This is a genomic window from Hirschia sp., from assembly GCF_058892565.1.
This window is the reverse complement of the sequence record NZ_JBZXVU010000041.1, coordinates 602-22,016: the sequence shown is the minus strand read 5'-3', so window position 1 is coordinate 22,016 and position 21,415 is coordinate 602. Positions and strand designations below refer to the sequence as shown.

Annotated in this window: 16 protein-coding genes, 1 tRNA gene and 1 rRNA gene; 8 read left to right on the top strand and 10 right to left on the bottom strand. The window is 46.0% G+C overall.

The annotated features are described in order from the left end of the window. Window positions 1-106: 106 nt before the first annotated feature. Window positions 107-1,000 carry an oxygen-dependent coproporphyrinogen oxidase gene (gene hemF / locus AC5EF3_RS14570; RefSeq protein WP_493548572.1) on the top strand — a complete coding sequence of 298 codons (894 nt, stop codon included), beginning with the start codon at window positions 107-109 and terminating at the stop codon, window positions 998-1,000. A gap of 106 nt (window positions 1,001-1,106) precedes the next feature. After that, the gene (locus AC5EF3_RS14565) at window positions 1,107-1,355 is read left to right on the top strand and encodes a hypothetical protein (RefSeq protein WP_015826583.1); all 249 of its coding nucleotides are present in this window, start codon (window positions 1,107-1,109) and stop codon (window positions 1,353-1,355) included. 2 nt (window positions 1,356-1,357) lie between these two features. Here the strand turns inward: AC5EF3_RS14565 and AC5EF3_RS14560 are convergent, their stop codons facing one another. From AC5EF3_RS14560 to AC5EF3_RS14545, 4 genes are all read right to left on the bottom strand, one after another. Next, a complete protein-coding gene (locus AC5EF3_RS14560; protein WP_015826582.1) occupies window positions 1,358-2,644 on the bottom strand; it encodes a CCA tRNA nucleotidyltransferase in 1,287 nt (428 codons plus the stop codon). After that, a complete protein-coding gene (locus tag AC5EF3_RS14555) occupies window positions 2,634-3,044 on the bottom strand; it encodes a hypothetical protein (protein ID WP_015826581.1) in 411 nt (136 codons plus the stop codon). The genes AC5EF3_RS14560 and AC5EF3_RS14555 overlap by 11 nt, the downstream gene beginning before the upstream one ends. A gap of 104 nt (window positions 3,045-3,148) precedes the next feature. Further along, entirely contained in the window at window positions 3,149-3,790 is a 642-nt protein-coding gene (locus AC5EF3_RS14550; RefSeq protein WP_015826580.1) for an NUDIX hydrolase, read from the bottom strand. Continuing rightward, on the bottom strand, window positions 3,787-4,398 hold the full coding sequence (locus AC5EF3_RS14545) for a DUF1285 domain-containing protein (protein ID WP_015826579.1): 612 nt from the start codon (window positions 4,396-4,398) through the stop codon (window positions 3,787-3,789). Before AC5EF3_RS14545 ends, AC5EF3_RS14550 begins: the two co-directional genes overlap by 4 nt. A 76-nt stretch (window positions 4,399-4,474) precedes the next feature. On the opposite strand from AC5EF3_RS14545, the gene AC5EF3_RS14540 reads away from it, so the two are divergent. The 4 genes from AC5EF3_RS14540 to AC5EF3_RS14525 are packed head-to-tail and all read left to right on the top strand — an operon-like array spanning window position 4,475 to window position 11,268. Beyond that, window positions 4,475-5,464 carry an AAA family ATPase gene (locus AC5EF3_RS14540; protein WP_041301377.1) on the top strand — a complete coding sequence of 330 codons (990 nt, stop codon included), beginning with the start codon at window positions 4,475-4,477 and terminating at the stop codon, window positions 5,462-5,464. Window positions 5,465-5,471: 7 nt separating this feature from the next. Further along, complete coding sequence (locus AC5EF3_RS14535; RefSeq protein ID WP_493548571.1) at window positions 5,472-6,356, top strand: DUF58 domain-containing protein; 885 nt, start codon at window positions 5,472-5,474, stop codon at window positions 6,354-6,356. After that, window positions 6,353-9,226, top strand: a complete 2,874-nt coding sequence (locus AC5EF3_RS14530) for a DUF4159 domain-containing protein (RefSeq protein WP_493548570.1) — start codon at window positions 6,353-6,355, stop codon at window positions 9,224-9,226. The genes AC5EF3_RS14535 and AC5EF3_RS14530 overlap by 4 nt, the downstream gene beginning before the upstream one ends. Next, window positions 9,223-11,268 carry a hypothetical protein gene (locus tag AC5EF3_RS14525; RefSeq protein ID WP_493548569.1) on the top strand — a complete coding sequence of 682 codons (2,046 nt, stop codon included), beginning with the start codon at window positions 9,223-9,225 and terminating at the stop codon, window positions 11,266-11,268. Before AC5EF3_RS14530 ends, AC5EF3_RS14525 begins: the two co-directional genes overlap by 4 nt. Here the strand turns inward: AC5EF3_RS14525 and AC5EF3_RS14520 are convergent. After that, window positions 11,243-11,785 (bottom strand): GNAT family N-acetyltransferase, encoded by a 543-nt coding sequence (locus tag AC5EF3_RS14520; protein ID WP_493548568.1) that lies wholly within the window; start codon window positions 11,783-11,785, stop codon window positions 11,243-11,245. The two genes, AC5EF3_RS14525 and AC5EF3_RS14520, sit on opposite strands and share 26 nt — an antisense overlap. Before the next feature lie 320 nt (window positions 11,786-12,105). Between AC5EF3_RS14520 and AC5EF3_RS14515 the strand changes: the two genes are divergently transcribed. Next, window positions 12,106-13,494 (top strand): mechanosensitive ion channel family protein, encoded by a 1,389-nt coding sequence (locus AC5EF3_RS14515; protein WP_233356736.1) that lies wholly within the window; start codon window positions 12,106-12,108, stop codon window positions 13,492-13,494. A 48-nt stretch (window positions 13,495-13,542) separates the two neighbouring features. On the opposite strand, the gene AC5EF3_RS14510 is transcribed toward AC5EF3_RS14515, so the two are convergent. From AC5EF3_RS14510 to AC5EF3_RS14500, 3 genes are all read right to left on the bottom strand, one after another. After that, window positions 13,543-14,016, bottom strand: coding sequence for a MarR family winged helix-turn-helix transcriptional regulator (locus tag AC5EF3_RS14510; protein ID WP_493548567.1), 474 nt, complete (start codon window positions 14,014-14,016; stop codon window positions 13,543-13,545). Between the two features lie 17 nt (window positions 14,017-14,033). Then, entirely contained in the window at window positions 14,034-16,016 is a 1,983-nt protein-coding gene (locus AC5EF3_RS14505) for a tetratricopeptide repeat-containing sulfotransferase family protein (protein WP_493548566.1), read from the bottom strand. A gap of 78 nt (window positions 16,017-16,094) precedes the next feature. Next, window positions 16,095-18,665 carry a TonB-dependent receptor gene (locus tag AC5EF3_RS14500; RefSeq protein ID WP_493548565.1) on the bottom strand — a complete coding sequence of 857 codons (2,571 nt, stop codon included), beginning with the start codon at window positions 18,663-18,665 and terminating at the stop codon, window positions 16,095-16,097. A 344-nt stretch (window positions 18,666-19,009) separates the two neighbouring features. On the opposite strand from AC5EF3_RS14500, the gene AC5EF3_RS14495 reads away from it, so the two are divergent. Then, a complete protein-coding gene (locus AC5EF3_RS14495; RefSeq protein ID WP_493548564.1) occupies window positions 19,010-20,605 on the top strand; it encodes a BCCT family transporter in 1,596 nt (531 codons plus the stop codon). 339 nt (window positions 20,606-20,944) lie between these two features. Here the strand turns inward: AC5EF3_RS14495 and AC5EF3_RS14490 are convergent. Both AC5EF3_RS14490 and rrf read right to left on the bottom strand, forming a co-directional pair. Then, window positions 20,945-21,021, bottom strand: a tRNA-Met gene (locus AC5EF3_RS14490). Between the two features lie 162 nt (window positions 21,022-21,183). Further along, window positions 21,184-21,298: ribosomal RNA gene (rrf, locus tag AC5EF3_RS14485) — 5S ribosomal RNA — on the bottom strand. Between the last annotated feature and the right edge of the window lie 117 nt (window positions 21,299-21,415).

Here is a 21,415-nt window from a genome sequence, read left to right as displayed (position 1 = left end):
TAGACAAAAAACCAAGGAATGCTAACGCTTTTCCTTCCCAAGCATCAAAAGTCGAGCCATTGACATCAAACCTGTGAAATACTTACTCCACCAGAAGGCCGTCGCCATGTCAGACATTTCTCCCGAACAAATGGAAAGCCGCAAATCTGTAGCAAAAGCTTGGTTTGAAAACCTTCAAAGCGATATTATTGCGCGTTTTGAACAGCTTGAAGAACAGGCCTCGCCGCCGCTTTACAAGGGAATAGCCGGCAAATTTGAAATCACGCCTTGGAAGCGCGGTCAGGATGGTGAAGACCTTGGTGGCGGCAATATGGCCATTATGAAAGGGCGATTGTTTGAAAAAGTTGGTGTGCATACATCTACCGTTTATGGTGAATTTTCAGAAGAATTCCGCAAACAAATCCCAGGCGCAGAAGAAAATGATGGGAAATTCTGGGCGTCTGGAATCTCTCTGATTGCGCATATGCATAATCCACATGTTCCAGCCGTGCACATGAACACACGCATGATCTGCACATCAAAATCATGGTTTGGCGGCGGCGCAGACCTCACACCTCTAATGGAAGCGCAGCGTCATCAAGATAACCCCGATGCAATCGCTTTTCATGCGGCAATGAAAGCGGCCTGTGATGCCCATGAAGGCGCAGATTATGTCCGTTTTAAAGATTGGTGCGACGAATATTTTTATCTGCCTCACCGCGAAGAACCACGCGGAACAGGCGGCATTTTCTATGACCGTCATGACACAGGCAATTGGGACGCTGATCTGGCATTCACTAAAGACGTTGGTGAAGCTTTCGCAGCTATCTATCCAACAATTGTTCGAAACCGTATGAATCAGAGCTGGAACGAGGCTGACCGCGACGCCCAACTTATCCAACGTGGCAGATATGTTGAATTTAACCTGCTCTATGATCGCGGGACAACATTTGGTCTAAAAACAGGCGGAAATGTAAAATCCATCCTCTCCTCAATGCCACCCGTTGTTAAATGGCCGTAAGCTAAGCAGCAATAGGCTTGGCTTCTGATCAGTATTCCTTCATCATGAAGAGATTAGAAGTCGAGCCTTTGCGCGTTTTTAGTTTCACCGTCTGGAGTCATTGCATTTGTTTACGCTGCTCAAAGCATTAGCCACATTCGTCGTGTCTTTTTTCATGGGCATGGTTGGGCTTGTGCTGGGCGTCATTATCTATGGCGGGCTGAATGAACAATTGCTTGAGATGGAAGCAAACCACCAAGTCATAGCAAAAGCGATTGCATTTATGTGCATTGGTGGATCGGCCATACTTGGAGGCATTTTTGGCCTACAAAAAGGCGCCCGCTGGACCGGACTTTTCGACAATCCAGACTTTTAGCTTTAGTCGTCGATCGACCCAGCGCCTTCTCTAAGTTTAACATCTTCTGCGATTAAACGCATGTGCCGCGCGATAAGCGCCACATCCGATGGGAAATCTTCATCTATCCACCATTGTTCGGCACGTTGCAGCACCTCTCCAACAGGCTTTCCTTCTGGAACTCCCACAGCAATAATGTGCTCACCACTGATTGGAAAAACCGGACGTTCATATTTTTCTGCAGATTGCGTTAAGACGCGCCAATAGCGGTGATTGGCTTCTCGGCCTCGCACAGCCCATGCAAGGCGGGCACGTGCCTTAAATACATCCTTACCCGTTTTATAAATAGCGCGGCGAAATGCTTTTGCAGAAAATTCTTTTGAAAAATCAGTTGTATCTGAAGCCGTCGCAAGTAAACGTTTCTTTTCATAATTGGACATTTTCAGACGTTTCACATCTGCTGATATGACATCTATATCCTTTGGATAGAGCGATAACAGTCTTAGATAAGGATCTGGTGCCAAATGCTCTTCCAGCTCAAGGCCAACCAATGCATTAAAAAGATCAAGCCCAATCGCTTCTGATAAAACAAACTGCAACACGCCCGTTTGAGACATCGCTTCCAAAACAACTCGCGGATCACGCGCAGCTAGTATTTTTTTTAATTCGCTCCAAATACGTTCAACCGAGATTGTTTCAAGGCCCGCACGATGTCGTAAACACGCACTCAAACCTTCAACATCTAGCTGTCCCGAACCATACCATGCGTTGAAGCGAAAAAAGCGTAATATACGCAAATAATCCTCTTTAAGGCGAGTATCCGCATCACCGATAAAAGCGATCTTCTGCTCTCGCAAATCCGATATGCCTCGCCCTGTTGGATCAATCAGGTCTCCCATCAAATCGCAATAGAGCGCATTCACATGGAAATCACGGCGCTTGGCATCTTCTGTCCAGTCTGTTGTAAAAGCGACTGTCGCATGGCGTCCATCCGTAGACACATCGCGGCGAAGGGTTGTAATTTCATAGGGCTGATTATTTGCAACAGCTGTGACTGTACCATGCTCAATGCCAGTTGGATGCACAGCAACATTTGCTTTTAACAGCCGGCGTGTGACCTCATCTGGTTCCCATTTCGTTGCTATATCTATATCAGCAACAGGTTGGCCTAACAGCGCATTTCGTACACAACCACCTACAAAACGTGCACTATCGGGTGCCCCAGCATTTAATGCACGCATCACCCGACGCGCACCATCAGCCTGCATCCATGGCTGAACAGGAAGTCTGTTCAATAAATCAATTGCCATCTTCGTCTGTCTCTTCAGAAACCCCTTTGGTTGGTTCCATAACAGTAGGCAATTTTCGTGCCGTCGATCCTGAATGCACTCTCTCAGTTCCATCCGCATCCGTACCTGGAATTAAATCCCGATCCGTGGGGTGAACAACTTGGTCACAAGGCACTTTCTTGGCCGGAATAAACACACGATTTTCATATCTGGCAGCTTGAAAACACAAGCCTTTATCTGAGGGGTACAACATTGCCTTAATAAACAAGCCGCCGCCAGCCAAAACGCCGCCGGCAATCACCAGCCACAATAAAGGCCAACGATCTTTTACACTCATATTTGTTGAAGCAGCACGATACATAAAGAAAATCAAAAACGGTATCGAGAAAAGCGCAAATTCAATCAATATACGGCGTGTCATCCAACTCTTCCCATCTTTCGACAATTCAATGTCTTACAGCATAAAAACCTTACAAGGCGCATGCTAATCTTAAAACAGTGTATTTGTTTAAATAGTGGCCCAATTCAAGGCGAGTCGTAAAGACAATCATAAAGGGATTTGATCATTCCCGCTGTCACACCCCAGATAAATCGCCCATTGTGAGGCATGGCGTAATAGCGCCGCCATTCACCGCCCCATTCTTTGACATGTTCTTGATGATTTTCAGGCGACATCAGAAAGGACAATGGCGTCTCGAAAACTTCATCCACCTCATGTGGGTCTGGCACAGGCTCAAATTCAGGTGGGAACACACCCACAGTAAGGGACACGCAAAACCCTGAAAGGGTTCTATATGGTTCTGCCTGACCGATAAGTTCAACACTATCTCTTGCAACGCCAATCTCTTCTTCGGCTTCTCGCACAGCAGCCTCAGTAAAGCTTTCATTGGGTTCAAGTTTACCACCGGGCAATGCTATCTGCCCCGCATGTGCTTTCATTGTTTTAGGGCGCTGAGTGAATACAACACCAAAATCATCGCCGCGATCAATCAAGCCAAACAAAACAGCAGCAGGTCGCAATTTGCGAATAGGAAGTCCGCTACCATCTCCAGGCACAAATGGTTCAATTTGATCTAAAGGTTCCAGATTGGCTTTCATTTCCTCATACGGGTCTGCCAAATTGGCTCTTGCGCGTCGAAGAAAATCTTCTTTGTCTACAAAACTCATTCAGATTTAACCGATCCCAATTCAAAAATCTCTCCCGCCGATTTCACGCCAATAATATTAGCTGCATCATCGAGGGGTTCTGACCATTCAACCAATTCATAAAACGGGGCTCTGGCAACCTTGGCCTCAAGTCCATGTCTTACCTCAACATAAGGTGACGGCTCACCTGTTTCAGCATCCATACTCACACGCAAGGGATGGTTTGCATCAATCACAAAAATATCACCAACATTCGTCGTTACGACCAGATTTTGTTCGCCTTCAATCATCTTTCGATCAATGCGAACAGCTATGAAGGGTGCATCTTCTACGTGAACAATGACTTTTTCATGGGGGGTCACAAGATAAATACCGTCATCATCCTTTCGGAGAATCGTAGAAAACAACCTAACAATTTTCTGACGGCCAATAATGCCGCCATCATGCCACCAGCTGCCATCCTTGCGAATTTCCATCCCGATATCTCCGCAATGCTCAGGATTCCACAAATGCACTGGCGGCAAAGCGCGTTTTCCATCTTCGCCCGCTTGTGTTTTCAATGCATCTAGAACAGCTTGCAAAGGATCTGAAACTGTCTCTTTTGATTTTTCTTCTTCTGTTTTACGCATAGAGACCTTCTCCGCCTTGGTTTTGCCCGACTATAACAGGTACAACATCCTTTTGAGTTTAAATGAAGACCACGTCATGACAGAAACACAATCAAATCTATTCGCAAACACAGATGCAGTCATTGCGGCACTTGGTGACGTCAAAACAGAAATTGGTAAAGCTGTGTTTGGTCAAGAACACGTCGTAGAACTGGTACTTAGCGCTGTTTTATCGGGGGGACACGCTCTTCTGGTCGGTGCGCCGGGGCTAGCCAAGACACGCCTTGTCGAAGCCACAGCAACAGCACTGGGAATTGATTCAGGCCGCGTTCAATTTACACCAGATTTGATGCCTTCAGATATTCTCGGATCAGAAGTTTTAGACGAATCACCTTCAGGCAATCGCTCCTTCCGCTTTATCAAAGGCCCGATTTTCACCAGCCTATTGATGGCAGATGAGATAAACCGCGCAAGCCCGCGCACCCAATCTGCTCTTTTACAAGCTATGCAAGAGCATCAAGTGACAATTGCAGGTGTCAATCACGACCTTCCCGCGCCTTTCCATGTTTTAGCAACGCAAAACCCTGTAGAGCAGGAAGGCACATATCCATTGCCTGAAGCACAATTAGACCGTTTTCTTCTGAAAATTGACGTTAATTATCCTGACGCTGAAACCGAGCGCCGTATTCTCATCGACACAACAAGCGGTGCAGAGAAAAGCGTCAATCCAGCGCTCACTGCAGAAAAATTATTGATGATCCAGCATTTGGTTCGCAATATGCCTGTGCCAGAAAAAGTTGTAAATTCTATCCTAGAACTCACACGATCAGCCAGACCCGAACAAAGTGACGATCCACGCATCAAAACCCGTGTAGAATGGGGCCCATCCCCAAGAGCCGGGCAAGCTCTCATGCTAACAACGCGCGCGCGTGCACTTTTGCGCGGTCGGTTTGCACCTTCTATTGACGATGTTGAAGCCCTTGCTGAACCAGCACTCGCGCATAGAATGTCACTTAATTATGATCCTACAGGGCAAGGTGAAACACTATCAGAATTGATCGCGGATCTGGCGAGAAAAGCATCCTAGTTTCCATATGAAAACGCCGCTAAACCAGATAATACCGGACGCAAACCTTCTTTCAAAGGAGCATCCACGTTTGCATGCCAAAGCGGGCCCCGCCTCTGCTGCCCACCAAGGTAGTGCTGGTCGACGCAAAACCGGACAAGGTGAAAACTTCTGGCAGTATCGCGGTTATAATGCAGAAGACAGCGCGTCTCGGGTGGACTGGAGAAAATCCTCTCGCGGCGATCAGCTTTTTGTCCGTGAAACAGAAATGGAAACAACGCGCACATTCCTTTTCTGGTGTGATCCATCAGATGGATTTGACTGGCGCGGCAGCGAAGACGTTTCCACAAAAGCAGGCCGCGCGCTTTCAATTTTAATGGCGCTTGGCAGCTCCATTGCCAAATCTGGCGACCGCTGCGGCGCACTTGGCGGCCCCAGAGCGCCAAGTTCAGGCGGCAAAGCTGCTTTATCAATGGCTCAAGATTTGTGGCAAACTCCGGCGGAAACCTCCCTTCCCGTATCAAATAAAAACCCTGCCACATTGGTTTTAGCGTCTGATTTTTATCGCCCGATGGAAAGATTAAGTGCATGGATAAAAGAACTTGCTCATAAAAATCGTAACGGCACTCTGCTCATGGTCTACGATCCCATCGAAGCCAGCTACCCTTATGAGGGGCGGATAAGATTTTTTAATCCATCCGCAAAAAAAGACCGATTAATCGGACGCGCTGAAAATCTTAAAGAAGAATATTTGAAGAGATTCCAACAACGCCGCGATGACATGCAAGCGCTCGCTCATAGCGTGGGATGGAATATTGTTTTCCACCAAAGCGACGAACCAGCCGCACCTGTATTTATGCAAATCTCAAACTGGCTTGAAATGACACGACAAGACGGAAAAAAACCGGCATGAATTTAGGCTCAGTTTTCTTTGCTCAACCTTTGGCACTGCTTGGCTTGCTGGCCTTGCCGGTTATCCTGTGGTTGCTACGTGCAACCCCGCCCGAGCCAAAGCGTGTGACTTTACCCTCACTCAGCCTGCTAGATGATGTCGACCAAATTGAAGAAACCCCTGCTAAAACCCCATGGTGGATTCTAGCACTTCGCTTTGCCGCCGCCGCACTTGCTATTATCGGCTTCTCTCAGCCCTTATTGCAATCGCCTCAAAGCAATACACAAAACATGCAATCAGCATTGATTGTTGTTGATAATGGCTGGGCGAGCACTGAACACTGGAATGACATTAAACAAACAATACTTTCCGCATCAGATGCAATTTCTGACAATGGTGGCTCCATCCACCTTGCCTTCACAGCCCCTTCAACGCTCACGTCAGACATAAACCAAGCTCTTGGTGTAGATGAAGTGAGAAAACGCCTTCAAATTGAAAAGCCAGCTCCATGGAATCCCGATCACAACGCATTGCTTGATCGCATTGAAAAATCGCCCCTAAACCCCTCTAAAATCATATGGCTAAGTGATGGTTTAGAACATAATGGAAGTCAGACATTTAATTCCTATTTGGAAAAATCCAGAGCAGTCGAGATTTATAAATTCGCGCCGCGTTCCGCCTATGCAATCACAAATGCTGAAACCTCTTCCAATGGTGCCAATGTCTATTTGAAAAGACTCGCTAGTGAAACCGCTATTGAAGCGCGTGTCATTGCCGAAAGTGAATCTGGGCTTAGTCTAGCCAGCGCTATTGCAACTTTTACTCCCAATACCACTCAGGCCGTCGCAGAGTTTTCTATTCCCTCGGCAATTCTCAATCAAATAGCGCGATTTCGTGTTTTAGGCTCTGCTTCTGCTGGGCAAGTCTGGCTTTGGGATGATAGCGCGGCAACACCCTCAGTTGCTTTAGCAGACCCAGTCCCAAGTGATCAGCCTTTGTTGGAAGAATTCTACTATATCCGCAAAGCGCTTTTTCCTCATGCCCAGATGATGGAAGGTGAATTATCGCAAATGCTCTCCAGATCACCCGATGCAATCATTTTGGGTGATCGCTCTCTAATCGGCTATCCTCACCTGACAGAGTTGGAAGACTGGATAGAAGAAGGCGGCGCTCTTATCCGATTTGCAGGGCCAAAACTCGCAGCGGCCGAAAGCCATACCCTAACGCCAAGCCCATTGCGTTCCGCAACCCGCGCGCTCGGCGGTGCCTTAGCTTGGGAAGAGCCTCAATCCATTGCTCCCTTTATCGCAACAAAGGGTTTTGCTGACATTAAAACACCTGCTGACTCCATTCTTGTGAGACGACAGGTTCTTGCCCAACCTAGTCCCGAACTCGCAGCTTATACATGGGCAAAACTAGCAGACGGCACCCCATTGGTCACAGCAAGAAGCTATGGAAAAGGGCTTATTGTCTTATTCCACGTTACCGCCACACCGGAATGGTCAGACCTGCCTTATGATGGCGCATTTGTTAGCATGCTCCGCCATGCGGCAGCATCTGGAAATGGCAAAAGAAACACACGATCCGTTTCAACTGGTACACTTGCCCCCTTTAGATTGGTTGATGCTTTTGGTCAGCTTAAACTGCCATCAGGAAATCTAGAGCCATTATCTGCGGAAGCTTTTTCCATTACAACACCTTCACCGCTATCACCGCCTGGCCTTTATCAAGGACCGCAAGGAAGCCGTGCCATCAATGCAGGTGCATTCGCTGCTGAAGAAATACAGTCACTTGCATCAAATGCTGTTGTTTTTGATGAAGCACTCAGTCAAAAACGGCGTGGCTTAGGAGGCGTGTTTTTAATGGCAGCTTTTGGACTCTTATTTATAGATTTGGTTGTCGCGCTTCTCATCTCAGGCCGTTTTAGACGGTTTTCGAAATCAGCAAGTTTCGCTCTCATTCTATTCATGGGTGCTAGTGTCTTTGTTGACCAACCTTCCCAAGCCCAAACAGAAGCCGCCCCAAAAGCACCAATATCAAAAAAACAAAAAGAAGCTGCATTGCAAATGCGCTTTGCATATGTGGAAACAAACAACCCCGCATTAAACATGCAATTAGCTGCTGGTTTAAGAGGGCTAAATCTTGAACTTTTTCGGCGTACTTCCGTGGAACCCGCAACGCCCCATTCTGTAAAACTCGGCATAGATGCTCTTGATCTATATCCGATGATATATTTTGCCCCTGAACGCGACGCTACAGCACTAACAGCCGATCAAATAGACGCACTCAATTCCTACCTTAGAAATGGCGGCTCTCTTGTCATAGACACACGCGATGCCATTCCGGGGCAAGCTGTCAGCGCACGCCTCAAAAATATCATCCAAGGATTGGATGTGCCGCCCTTGCAACCCACGCCCAATGAACATGTTTTGTCACGCAGCTTCTATTTGCTTAATAGTTTCCCCGGCCGGCTCGCAAGTGGACAAGTCTGGATAGAAACACAAAACAGCGCGAGCACATCTTCTGGCGGTGATCGAGTATCACGTATCTATATCGGTGCATCCGATTGGATCGGTGCTTGGGCAATTGATGATAACAACCGACCATTAAATTCTATGGATGGACAAGAGTCGCGCCGCGAAATTGCCTATCGTTTTGGCATTAATCTCATCATGTGCATCCTCACAGGAAACTATAAAGAGGACCAAGTTCACATTCCAGCGCTTCTTGAACGCCTAGACGCAGAAAATGCGAACGAACCCAACAGTAAACCCACACGAGAACGCACAATTATACCCAGTCCTTCAACAGGAAACCCACAAAACCTCGACGAATTCTTTGACTCGATGCGACGAAAACGAGACCAGCAAGGATTGGACACGCAAGAATGATAGAGGCTTCACGCATAGGTTTTGACCCATTCATTCCGTGGATCTGGATATGGGGTTTTGTCGCTGTCTCCATAGCCGTTTGGGTATTGTACGTCTTCCTGAGAGGTCGCGCATGGCTGACTCGCGCATTGGGGTTTGCAATACTCACTTTGGCACTTTCAAATCCGCTATGGGTGAAGGAACAACGAGAAGGCCAAAAAGACATTGTAGCCGTTGTCTTAGACAAATCAGAAAGCATGAATTTTGGTCAAAGGTCACAGACCGCCAAAGCCGCTTTCGAAAAGCTAAAAACTGATTTAGAATCAAGGCCAGATATAGAATTACGCATCACTGAAACGTCTCAAACCAGTGAAGCGACGAATATTTATCAAGCTCTAAACTCTGCTTTATCAGATGCCCCACGTGAACGCATTGCTGGCTCTATTTTGATAACCGACGGGCAAGTTCACGACTTGCCAACATCAGCAAAAGAAGCGCTCCCCTTTGGACCAGTCCACTCTCTCATAGTGGGTCAAAAAGGAGAGCAAGACCGCCGCGTCGAAATTGTCTCCAGCCCTAATTTTGGCATTGTTGGCAGTATGGCAGAACTTGCAATTCGCGTTGAAGATGCCAACTCATCCAACGTCGATGTCAATATTTCGGTGAATGGTGAACGTGTTGCCACGCATTCGGTGCGCACAGGAAAAGCCAGTAAAATCAATGTAGAAATACCAAGACGTGGCTCCAATCTCATCGTTGCAGAAGTTGGAGAAGGTGCCAGCGAACTCACACTTGCCAACAACAGAACTGCCACAAATATTTCCGGTGTCAGAGACAGATTACGTGTTTTGCTTGTCACTGGAGAACCACATTCGGGTGCCCGCGTTTGGAGAGATTTACTAAAAGCTGACCCTTCTGTTGATCTCGTCCATTTTACGATTTTACGCCCACCCCACAAAATGGACCCCACGCCACTGGATGAATTGGCACTTATTTCATTCCCCACACGCGAATTGTTTGTTGAAAAACTAAAAGACTTCGATCTGGTGATTTTTGACCAATACAAACGCATAAATGTGTTGCCAATGATCTATTTTGATGGTGTCGCCAGATATGTTGCTGATGGGGGCGCACTTCTTGTTGCAACAGGACCACCCTATGCAATGCCATCATCCATATACCGCACCCCCCTTGCGGCCATTCTACCCGCTCAACCAACTGGCCGAATAATAGAACATACTTTCAATGTACTACGAACAGAATTAGGCCAACGCCACACCGTAACCTCTTCTCTCCCCAATGATAAAAGCTGGGGCCGCTGGGAACGCTATGTAGAAGCAAAGGCCGCTTCTGGTGAAGTCCTGTTAAAGTCAGATAACGGAGATCCGCTACTCGTCCTCGACCGCGTCGGTGACGGGCGTGTGGCCGTTTTACTATCGGACCAATTGTGGATGTGGGCGAGAGGCCATGATGGCGGCGGCCCCTATTCAGAACTCGTGCGACGCACAGCCCATTGGCTAATGAAAGAACCTGAACTTGAAGAAGAATTGCTGACACTCGCTTCAAACGGCCAACAAATGAAGGCGAGCCTGCGATCATTGTCTGACCGACCCAACTCACTATCCATCACGACACCCAATGGAGAAATACTAACACCAGAATGGGAAAAAACCGACGAAGGGCGATTTGAAGCAAGCGTCGATGTCGATGGCCTGGGAATGTATACAGCTCGCGCTGGAGAAGTTGAAACGGTCGCACTAAATGGCCCCGCCAACCCGCTAGAATACGCCAATGTACAATCAACGACGCGCATTCTCGCTCCAATAGCAGATGCGACTCATGGCGGCACATTCCGCATTGGCGAAACCAATAATCCCGATTTACCCGCTATCCGTCGCGTGTCTAAAAATGGTGATCATGCAGGAGAGAACTGGGCTGGACTAAAGCGCAATGAAGCCTACGCTGTTCGCTCATCTCAAGCCACACCACTCCTACCCGGCGTCATCGGAATGGCCTTGCTGATGTTGATTTTGTTATTTACTTGGCGACGAGAGGGACGCTAAGTTGCCCCTGATTTTCCAAAATAGCATTATCTTCAAGTTCAATAGCTAACAAGCGATGCTCTGGAATATATCCCGGTGCCGGATAAGCTTGTGTTGAAACTTGCTGAAACCCAATTTTGCTGAAATAGGGCTCATCCCCGATTAGAATAGCCATTGGCCATCCAGCTTTCTTCGCAAGATCAACGCATTGCTGCGTTAGGATCAGGCCCAAACTGCTACCACGATACAAGCTATCGACTGCGACAGGTCCAACAAAGACAGCGCGCCCTGCATCTCCCACCTGCAGAGGCCATAACCGCACGGCTGCCACTACATTTTCATTTGCATCAACTGCCACTAAACTCATGTCGGACAGCAATTGATTACCTTCACGAAGACGTTCAGCCGTCTTTGCAAACCGTCCAAAGCCAAAACAGCGATCATATAATGCTTCAATACCAACAGAATGCTCTGCTTGTTCCAAGGCAATTGTGTATGATGGAGAGGATGGATCTAAGACCCGTAAAGATGCGGACATACTAAAACTCAAAAACGAAAAATCAGAAAAAACTGTTGCAAAACGAACAAAAAAGACGATCTGCACAGAACGTTATTCTCAGTCTGATTATCTTCGTCGTAGTTTCATAGTATTCCCTAGCGATATATTATCAGCCACTTAGGGGTAAAGAATTAGATTGTCAAAGCTTAAATTTGCATAATGTCCACTTTTATATCACCAATAAACTCATTATGCGTAAATTTCATATCAATTTGCCTACGCGCAATCCTTGCTCTTCCTTAAGTTCAAAATCAGTTTAAACAGTGCTACTCAAATTACATTCATTTGGAGTTCTAGTGGTGGCGTTGCTTTCTATTTTCAAAAACATTCAACTACAAACTCCGTCAGACCCACCGTCTCCGGCAGACAGCCCGAACAGCTTAGACGTAGATAGTCTAAAGCAGAGTGCATTTTCATATGGCCAGCAAGCGCTTGAATGGGTAAATGCAGAACTTCTGCATACATCGACGCTTATACAATTTGCGACTATTTTGGGTGTTTTGGTCTTAGGTATTATCCTCTCGCCACTCGTCAAAAATTGGATAAGTGCAGGCCTGAGCAAGCTTCCTGAAAATGTCTCTCGCAACATCTCAGGTCCAATTTTGCAAATTGTACGACCATTGCTATGGCTTGCTGGCTTGTTTATCGCTCTGCCAACTCTCGAAGGCATGGGATATCCAACATCATTTGTTAGGCTTGCCAGCTCTCTCGCACTCGCATGGGTAATTATCCGAACAGCCACTTATATCGTCCCAGCGGAATACCGGCAGGCCACAACGTGGATAGCTTGGGGTGTTGCTGGTCTAAATGCGTTTGGCCTTTTGCTGCCCACCTTAAATTGGCTGGACAATAACGGGTTTAGCTTTGGCGATCGACTTATCACTCTGCCCTTTATCTTTCGCGCTATCTTATTTTCAGCACTCTTTCTCTATGGTGCAAACTGGCTGTCTAAACGCCTAAGAGCACGTATTGATACACTGCCTCGCGTAGAACCTTCAATACGGGCGCTAATATCCAATGCGACGCATGTTGGGCTATTCTTTGCTGCTGTCGTCCTTGCGCTTTCCTCATTGCAAATACCGCTTGGCGGCCTCGCAGTTCTTGGAGGGGCGCTTGGTGTCGGTATTGGTTTTGGTATGCAGCAGATTGTTGCCAATTTCATATCAGGCATCATCCTGCTAACCGATAGATCCATAAAGCCAGATGACGTCATTGAAGTGGACGATACTTACGGTGTCGTGAAATCCCTTGGTCTTCGCTATGCTTCTGTCGTCACACGCGATGGGAAAGAACACCTCATTCCCAATGAAGGATTGGTGACAAACAAAGTCGTCAATTGGAGTTATTCCGATAATCGTGTCCGCATTAAACGCAGATTGCGCGTGGAATATGAAACGGACTTGAGAACAGCGACAGACCTCGTTGTTCAGGGAGCTAAAAAGATTGATCGCGTATTAAAAGACCCCGCACCAACATGTCTTGTCATGGAGTTTGGAGATGAGGCTGTTGAAATTGAATGCCGTTTCTGGATTAATGACCCACAAAACGGCATCAATAATGTTGGCTCTGCCGTCATGATGTCTGTCTGGGATTTATTTAAAGAAAACGGAATTGATATCCCGTTGAGGCAAGAAGAAATTCTCATCCAGCCTGGCTCTGTTTTAGAAGTCAAAATGGCCAAGGAGTGACGCATTTCTAATTCGTCACTTAACGGCAAGATTTAAATTCAGCTTCGCTTATTTTTCGATATCACCAATCGTCAAGATCGAAGCTGCTTCAAGATTTTTGGCGTCTAACAGATTGACTATTTTCTCAAGCGCAGCAACCAGCATGGCTTGCTCCCAGCTTTCAAGCTTTTCGAATTTTGCTTCAAACACTTGCTGTAAATCTCTAGGTGCATCCTCAAGCGCTTTTTGTCCGTCGGGCAATAATTCTAACCAAACTTTCCTTTTATCGCTGTCGCATTTCGTCCGCTGGATAAATTTCCGCGCAACCAACTTATCAACAATAGATGTAATCGTTGCATTGGTTAGCTTTGTTTCTTTTGCAATTTCACTTGCTGATAAAGTTGTGCTTTCATCCAATAATTGCAAAACCCTCAATTGCGAATGAGTTAGGTGCGCTTCTCTGGCAAGATTTCTAGAGTCCAACTCTACGCGACGCTGTATCTGACGCAAAGCAACCACAACATCCATCGTACGCTGACTCATTTTATCATCCTGCAATGCTAACCGACGAGGTTAGGCCCCAAAGCCATTTTCAGTGGCGCTAGATATGGCTCAAACTTTAGCCATGCGTCCAGTCCTTTTGTGTTGATAGGTTGTCTAACCTGTTCAGAGCTTGCGGTTCTAACTGGTCGATCTGTCTTATGAAAATCAACACACGCTCGTTCAAAAGGTAGATTACAATAATCCAGAATACGGGACACTTGGGTTTCAAGGTCGTTTACAACATCTTCATGCTGAACCCTCAAAACTTTGCCCGGCAACACGTCATCCCAATGCTTCATCAAATCAACATACGCGCGGTAATACCGGCCTATTTCTTCTAGTCCGTATGTGAATTCCTGCCCCTCAGCAAACAATTGCTTGAAGCCAGAAAAACAACATGACATTGGCTCTCGCCGCGCATCAATAATTTTTGCGTTCGGCAGAATTAGGTGGATCAAACCGATATGCCGGAAATTATTTGGCATTTTATCGGTAAAAAAGGCTGCTCCCTGACGGTGAATACGCGTCGTTTCTATATATTCCTGCCCCATCGCCTTTAATTGGTCAGCACTTAGACCCGTCAAATTCTCAGGATATGCGCCACCATTGGAGCGATTTCGTCCACGCAGCCTTTGTGACAAAGCCAAAATATTGGGCAGTTCTAAGGTTCCATCAACCTGAGAATGGGAGGCCAATATCTGCTCGATCAGCGTAGAACCAGCACGGGGTAAACCAACGATAAAAATAGGGTCACCAGCCTCAAACCCACGTCCCTCTGATCCTTTTAAAACATCCGATGTACAAAATTGCTTTTGCAATGCGAGTTCAGCTTCCATCCCTTCGCTTGTATATCGGCTTTGCGTCCGTTTTAGAGTATTTCCTTTCTCGAAATACCGAAAAGACTTTTCGATATCTCCTGATTTTTCAAAAGCACTTCCCAATGCAAAACAAAAATGAACGCGGTCAGCATAACTAAGATCAGCGCGTAGCTCTAATTCCTGCATTTGCTGCATTTCAGTGTTTGAAAAACTATAGGTTTTTAAATTTGCCAATGCATACCACGCATCACCTTGCTCTGGTCGTGCGCGACAGGCAGCATTATAGGATGCAATTGCTTCTTTCTGTTTTCCCCATGTCTTCAAAGCATGCCCGCGAGAGGTCAATGTCGCTGGATCATGCGGCAGCGTTTCCAGCACCGCATCCATCAGCTCGACAGCGCCCTCATAATCTCCGGTCTGCATCTTCTCGATAGCGTAATGCGATCGGAAAATCGCATTTTCTGGATCCAAATCATATAACCGCTTAGCTTCTTCAAGCGCACGCGAGAATTTTTGGCGCTTTCTCAGAATTTGTATGTAGTCCAACCGCAATTGGATATTATCGGGTTCAAACTCAACCGCTTTTTCCAATAATATTTCTGCATCCTCTAGGACGCCTAGCCGGCTGCCGACATCTGCCAGCAAACGCATTGCTTCCACGTCTTTGGGGCTGGACTTCAAATGTATGCGGCACAAATCCTCAGCTTTTAGCAATTTGCCTTCAGCTAAAAAATTAGTCGCCGCATATAATGGTTTAGATAAAGATTTTAGACGATCAGCCTGCGCTTGCGCATTTATCGCCTGCTCCTTTTGTCCCGTCTCTCGCAATAAGCCAGCCTGCTTTTCCCAACTTGCGATGAGCGCTGGATTAAAACGGCATGCGGCTATAAATTGTTTAAGAGCTAATTCTTTTTGCCCTTGCGCCAAAGCTAGATATCCAGCCTCTTGATGTGCACGTCCAAATTCGGGCGCTATACCAAGTAGTTTATCAAGAGATGACTGTGCAACGTCAAACTTGTTTTGATATCTTCCGCACACAGCATGCATATAAAGCGCTTCCTGTGCATATTCAGGATTGTCCAGCAAAGGCTCAAGCTCAATGCATGCTTGAGCAAATTGATTTGCATACATCGCGGCTTTTGCCCGCTTCAGCTGTTCAGCGGCTTGCTGCACATCATTCATTTTGTAATCCTGAATACTAAAAGAAGCGCTATGATCTCTCAAAGCGCTTCCTTTTTTAAAACAAATTTCTTTGTAAAACTAGAAGTCTACGCCAACACGCACACCCACAGTGCGAGGTCTCGCAAGAGAGACACGACTACGGTCATATGTGAAGTTACCTGAGTATTGAGCAGCCTCATTCGTCAAGTTGTCGACATATGCTTCCATTCTCCAATTATCTTTGGCAATACCTGCAGACAGAGCTGCAGTCGTCCAACTTTCCAATTGGATTTTGTTGATTTCGATAATGTCTGTGTATGATTCACCAGAATGTACAATTTGCGGCATGATGTGAGCACGATATTCACCCATATCCCACTCATAACGCGCACGCAGATTACCTTGGAATTCAGGTGCAAATGAAAGCGGTGAACCAACCAACACATCATCTGTTGGCACTAACACCTCAGTCACCTCTGTATCAAGCAATGACACAGCACCCGAAATGGTCAAACCATCAACTGCATCAGGTGCCCAATCAAAGTCTGCTTCAACACCCATAATTTCTGCATTGGCCGCGTTATCAGAGAAGAAAAGATTGGTGATGTTTGGATCGAAAATAGTCGTCTGCATATTCTCGATTTCAATCATGAACGCACTACCATTGATGCGCAATGAGCTATCAAACAACATTGTTTTCCAGCCAATTTCATAATTTTGCACATCATCTGTATCAACTGCGAATGGCACAGTATATGTGCCCGCAGCATTTGATGCTCCACCCGGACGGTTCAATAATCCCGGACGGAAACCTTCAGAATATGTTGCAAACAACAACACATCATCCATTGGCTTCCAGTCAGCTGTCACTTTGAAAATCACGCCATCAGTTGCAGCTTTATCAACTGTGCTACTACCTTCACCGCTGAATTGAGCAGATATATTTGTACCTGCACGTTGAGCATCTGTTGAACTGCCCAAATTGAAGAAAGATGAGTTTGCACTACCTTCAAAATCGACTTCGATGTCGTACGCTCTCGCCCCAACAGTCAATGTAAAGACTTCTGGCACGATATCATAAGCAAGCTCACCAAAGAGCCCCATTTGCTTATCGGTACGCAGAATATCATTTCGGAAAATAGTTGGCGCGTAGAAAGGGCCAGCATCAGAATAATACCCTGGAGATGCACTTCCCACTTCGCCAGTCACTTCTGTGTTGGTAAGTGGATAATTGGGCGCAAAGCCTTTTGTGACGCCATCAAAGCCAAGCACTTCTGTTGAACCAGCGTAAATGAAATCATTTTTCTCTTTTAGTTCAAGATCACTGTAGAACCCACCAAATGTTGCACGAACACGGTGTTCTGCCGGTGTATTAAAACGCAATTCATGCGTTTGAACCTTAAGTTTGTTGCTGATATCAACCTTTTGATCAGGCGCATAACATGTTCCTGAAGGGTCAATGCCTGCTCCCGGATAAGTCACAGATGCATCACAAATATAGTAAGGTAAATACTGACCGATAAAGAGATAATCCGTATAATCGACGGTCTGATCTGTTTCTCTATCTGTAAATGCCCCTGTGTAGACAGCTTCAAGCCCGCCTACTTCACCTTCAAGCGTCCAACTTACATTTGTGTAGGAATCTTTCGTGTCGTCTTCACTATAGCGCTGAATTTCCCAATCATCTAAATCAGGGTCGCTAAAGAACACACCTTCTGTGTCTAGCTGTTGTTGCGCCAGCGCAGTGGTCAATTTCCATTCGTCATTGATTTGATAAACACTACTCAAACGAAAACCGGTGTAGACAGTATCGTTGAAATTTTTCTCTACGAGATTTTGATTATTCGCAGCTTTAAAATCAACATTGCTCAAGTCTGCCCCAGCTTGAAAACCAGCACGGAATGGTTCAACAGCAACGCCATTGTCTCTCATTGTGCCTTCAGCGCGGAAACGCGCAGACTCTTCAGCGGTGATTGAACCTGGAACATTATCAATATAGCCGCCTTGGCTATCAGTATACATCACACCACGCACCGCGAAGTTGGATGTCACTGGAACATTGATCATGGCTTCAAGATTGTGAGATGGATCACCGCTTTCAGTAAAAGCTGTTCCAAATCTAACATTTGCTTGAAACTCATCAAGGTTAGGCTTGTTCGTAATCAAACGCACAGTACCAGCCTGAGAACTCGCACCAAACAAAGTCCCTTGAGGGCCAGACAGCACCTCGATACGCTCAAGGTCGGCAGCATAGACATCAAGATTACGGCCAGGTTGTGCAAGTGGCTGCTCATCAAGGTAAAAAGCTACATTTGGAGAAAGACCAGCAACGCCTGCCGTTGTCGTAGCCGGCGTCGTAGATGCAACCCCACGAATATAGATTGTGCTTTGGCCTGGGCCACCACCGCCACCAGCTGTCACACCAGGAAGCTGCGTGAGGTAATCTGTAAACACACTGACATTCAACTGGTCTAAATCTTCCGCACCAATTGCGTTAACTGCGATGGGCACATCTTGAGCGCTCTCATCACGTTTTGTCGCAGTAATAACGATAGATTGTAGGCGTTTTTCTGAAACACCCTCGGATTGGTTTTCTTGAGCTAAACTTTGAGACGGCAAAATCAAAGATGCAATTACAATTAATGAAGCACCACTTAGATTGCGAGCCATATAGAATTCCTTTGTTTGTTCTTTGTCTGACCAGCGTATTTCGAAGCGATCAGAATAAAGGCGGATAAGTATCTATCCGTATTAAGCTCAATTTCTTTAGCAGATCGTTTTAATTTTGAAACAGGAAGAACAAGCTCTATTTTTATATAAATCAGCAATTTTCTGACAAAAACTACAATAAATTCAATAATAATAGTGCACTATATAGGCTTGTTGTATATATGTTACAATTGCTTTGTTAATGCATTTATGTTTCGAAGATCAAAATATCTATTTCGAATATCGAAACAATTGCTTGCAGATAGTTGAGCCATTGCTACGCCCATCCCATCGCCGGAGATTATATGTCGGAAGTACCAAACGAAACCACAGGCAATGGTGAAGACGATGACACCTACACAACTGATTATGAAGTTGGCCAAGACAATATAGATGTCTTGGGCTTTGATATTCACAACCCCGTATTCTTTCTAGCTGCTGGCCTACTCATTGCATTTTGTGCTGCTGTGCTTATCATGCCAGAGCAAGCCGGTATCCTGCTAAGAGGCGCACGAGACTGGACCATTCATACATTTGACTGGTTCTTTGTTATCATAACAAATGTCGTGTTTTTATTCTGTCTATATCTCGCGCTATCACCGCTTGGAAAAATCAGATTAGGTGGAGATGACGCCAAACCAGAATTTTCGACAACATCTTGGTTATCAATGCTTTTTGCTGCCGGTGTCGGAATAGGGATGATATTTTTTGGCGCCGCTGAGCCTTTAGGATATTATACAGATTGGGCCGGCACACCGCTCAATGTCGAGCCGGCGACAGAGGCAGCTGAGCGTTTTGCTTTCTCTGCTACAATTTTCCACTGGGGCATTATTCCTTGGTCGATATATGCCGTTATGGGACTCGCACTCGCATTTTTTGCGTTTAACAAAGGACTGCCATTAACAGTGCGGTCGACTTTCTATCCAATATTTGGCGAGAGAATTTGGGGATGGCCCGGTCACATTATCGACCTACTCGCAGTCCTAGCCACACTATTTGGACTTGCCACCTCGCTTGGCCTTGGTGCGCAGCAAGCAGCGAGTGGAATATCCTTCTTATTTGGCGTCCCAAGCGGCCTTGCGACACAAGTCATTTTGATCTGTGTAATCACATCCTTGGCGATTTTTTCAGTGATTCGAGGGTTAGATGGAGGTGTAAAAATACTCTCCAACATCAATATCGTTTTGGCGATTCTCGTTCTATTATTCGTTATTATTGCGGGTCCAACCTCGCAAATCTTTAAAAATATAGCCCTCAACACCTATCACTATGTTGCAAATATCCCTGCACTATCCAACTGGATTGGACGTGAAGACACGGCATTCTTCCATGATTGGACGATATTCTATTGGGCTTGGTGGATCTCTTGGTCGCCATTTGTTGGAATGTTTATCGCGCGCGTTTCATATGGACGCTCGGTCAGAGAATTTGTTGCAGCCGTAATCGGTGTACCATTTATCGTGATGATTATTTGGTTTACTGCTTTTGGAACAACGGCTTTGGAACAAGTAAAAGCTGGCATTGGTGCCTTACCAGAAGGCATCTCTGAATTTCCACTTGTATGGTTTCAAATGTTTGAAAACCTACCATTTTCTCAAATCATGTCGTTTGTTTCGATCTTATTATTGTTGGTTTTCTTTGTCACTTCATCAGATTCAGGCTCACTTGTGATTGATTCAATTACTGCTGGAGGTAAGCTGCACGCCCCTATTCCTCAAAGAATATTCTGGGCAAGCTTAGAGGGTATTGTTGCAATTGTTCTGCTGGTAGGTGGTGGCGCACAGGCCCTATCATCCTTGCAAGCAGGTGCCGTGACAACTGGGCTTCCCTTTGGGGTCATCCTGCTCATTTGCTGTGTCAGCCTGTATAAAGGCATGAAAAGCATCTCACCTAACGAGTGATAAAACCTTTCTCGTACAGCCCTATTTGCTTTCATCAATAGTATGAGACAAAGGTCAAGAAACAACGATTTCCACTAGCCTTCATACTCTCACACACGACATCCGAGTTCTTTAGCAAGAGACACAATAAAGAACTCTCTTTTCACTTATGTTTAGCAATGCTGTTAGAGTTAGCAGCGCATCGAGAGCCGGAATACTCTTGTCATTATTGCACATTTAACGCTGCTTTAGCTGCTGTTTGGGAGAGCTTCTCATCGTATCCAACATTCCCCCAAAACCACAAACGCAAACACCACCCGCTAGGGTGGTTGAGTGTATATATTTGTTTTGGGTATAAATTGGGTGCGGGGGTTGGATTTGAACCAACGACCTTCAGGTTATGAGCCTGACGAGCTACCGGGCTGCTCCACCCCGCATCAATTATAATATTTATGACGCCTCGCGATCATAAAAGTAGACATTAAAAAACGGCTTCACCTAGCTAGCCTAGACTAGAAAGGACAAAGCCGTTTTGCCCTGAATTTCAGGACCATGAAGGAGGTTTCTTACGAACGTAATAGCATTGTTCGACTTTATAGAACTGGCAACGACCTACTCTCCCACGCCTTAAGACGCAGTACCATCGGCGCAGAGAACCTTAACGACCGAGTTCGAGATGGGATCGGGTGGGGAATTCTCGCAATAATCACCAGTTCAATAAAATCGAACAATGAGATCTCCTAACTATTGTTGGTAGTTAGGAGTAAAACTAAGTATCAGACCATAATCACATATTATGTTTTTGATGATTGGTATCATTAAGATACCGGA

Bases quoted from the DNA above. Each gene is read 5' to 3' on its own strand.
- hemF (WP_493548572.1), top strand. From the start codon at position 107: ATGTCAGACATTTCTCCCGAACAAATGGAAAGCCGCAAATCTGTAGCA.
- AC5EF3_RS14560 (WP_015826582.1), bottom strand. From the start codon at position 2,644: ATGGCAATTGATTTATTGAACAGACTTCCTGTTCAGCCATGGATGCAG.
- AC5EF3_RS14555 (WP_015826581.1), bottom strand. From the start codon at position 3,044: ATGACACGCCGTATATTGATTGAATTTGCGCTTTTCTCGATACCGTTT.
- AC5EF3_RS14550 (WP_015826580.1), bottom strand. From the start codon at position 3,790: ATGAGTTTTGTAGACAAAGAAGATTTTCTTCGACGCGCAAGAGCCAAT.
- AC5EF3_RS14545 (WP_015826579.1), bottom strand. From the start codon at position 4,398: ATGCGTAAAACAGAAGAAGAAAAATCAAAAGAGACAGTTTCAGATCCT.
- AC5EF3_RS14540 (WP_041301377.1), top strand. From the start codon at position 4,475: ATGACAGAAACACAATCAAATCTATTCGCAAACACAGATGCAGTCATT.
- AC5EF3_RS14535 (WP_493548571.1), top strand. From the start codon at position 5,472: ATGAAAACGCCGCTAAACCAGATAATACCGGACGCAAACCTTCTTTCA.
- AC5EF3_RS14530 (WP_493548570.1), top strand. From the start codon at position 6,353: ATGAATTTAGGCTCAGTTTTCTTTGCTCAACCTTTGGCACTGCTTGGC.
- AC5EF3_RS14525 (WP_493548569.1), top strand. From the start codon at position 9,223: ATGATAGAGGCTTCACGCATAGGTTTTGACCCATTCATTCCGTGGATC.
- AC5EF3_RS14520 (WP_493548568.1), bottom strand. From the start codon at position 11,785: ATGTCCGCATCTTTACGGGTCTTAGATCCATCCTCTCCATCATACACA.
- AC5EF3_RS14510 (WP_493548567.1), bottom strand. From the start codon at position 14,016: ATGAGTCAGCGTACGATGGATGTTGTGGTTGCTTTGCGTCAGATACAG.
- AC5EF3_RS14505 (WP_493548566.1), bottom strand. From the start codon at position 16,016: ATGAATGATGTGCAGCAAGCCGCTGAACAGCTGAAGCGGGCAAAAGCC.
- AC5EF3_RS14500 (WP_493548565.1), bottom strand. From the start codon at position 18,665: ATGGCTCGCAATCTAAGTGGTGCTTCATTAATTGTAATTGCATCTTTG.
- AC5EF3_RS14495 (WP_493548564.1), top strand. From the start codon at position 19,010: ATGTCGGAAGTACCAAACGAAACCACAGGCAATGGTGAAGACGATGAC.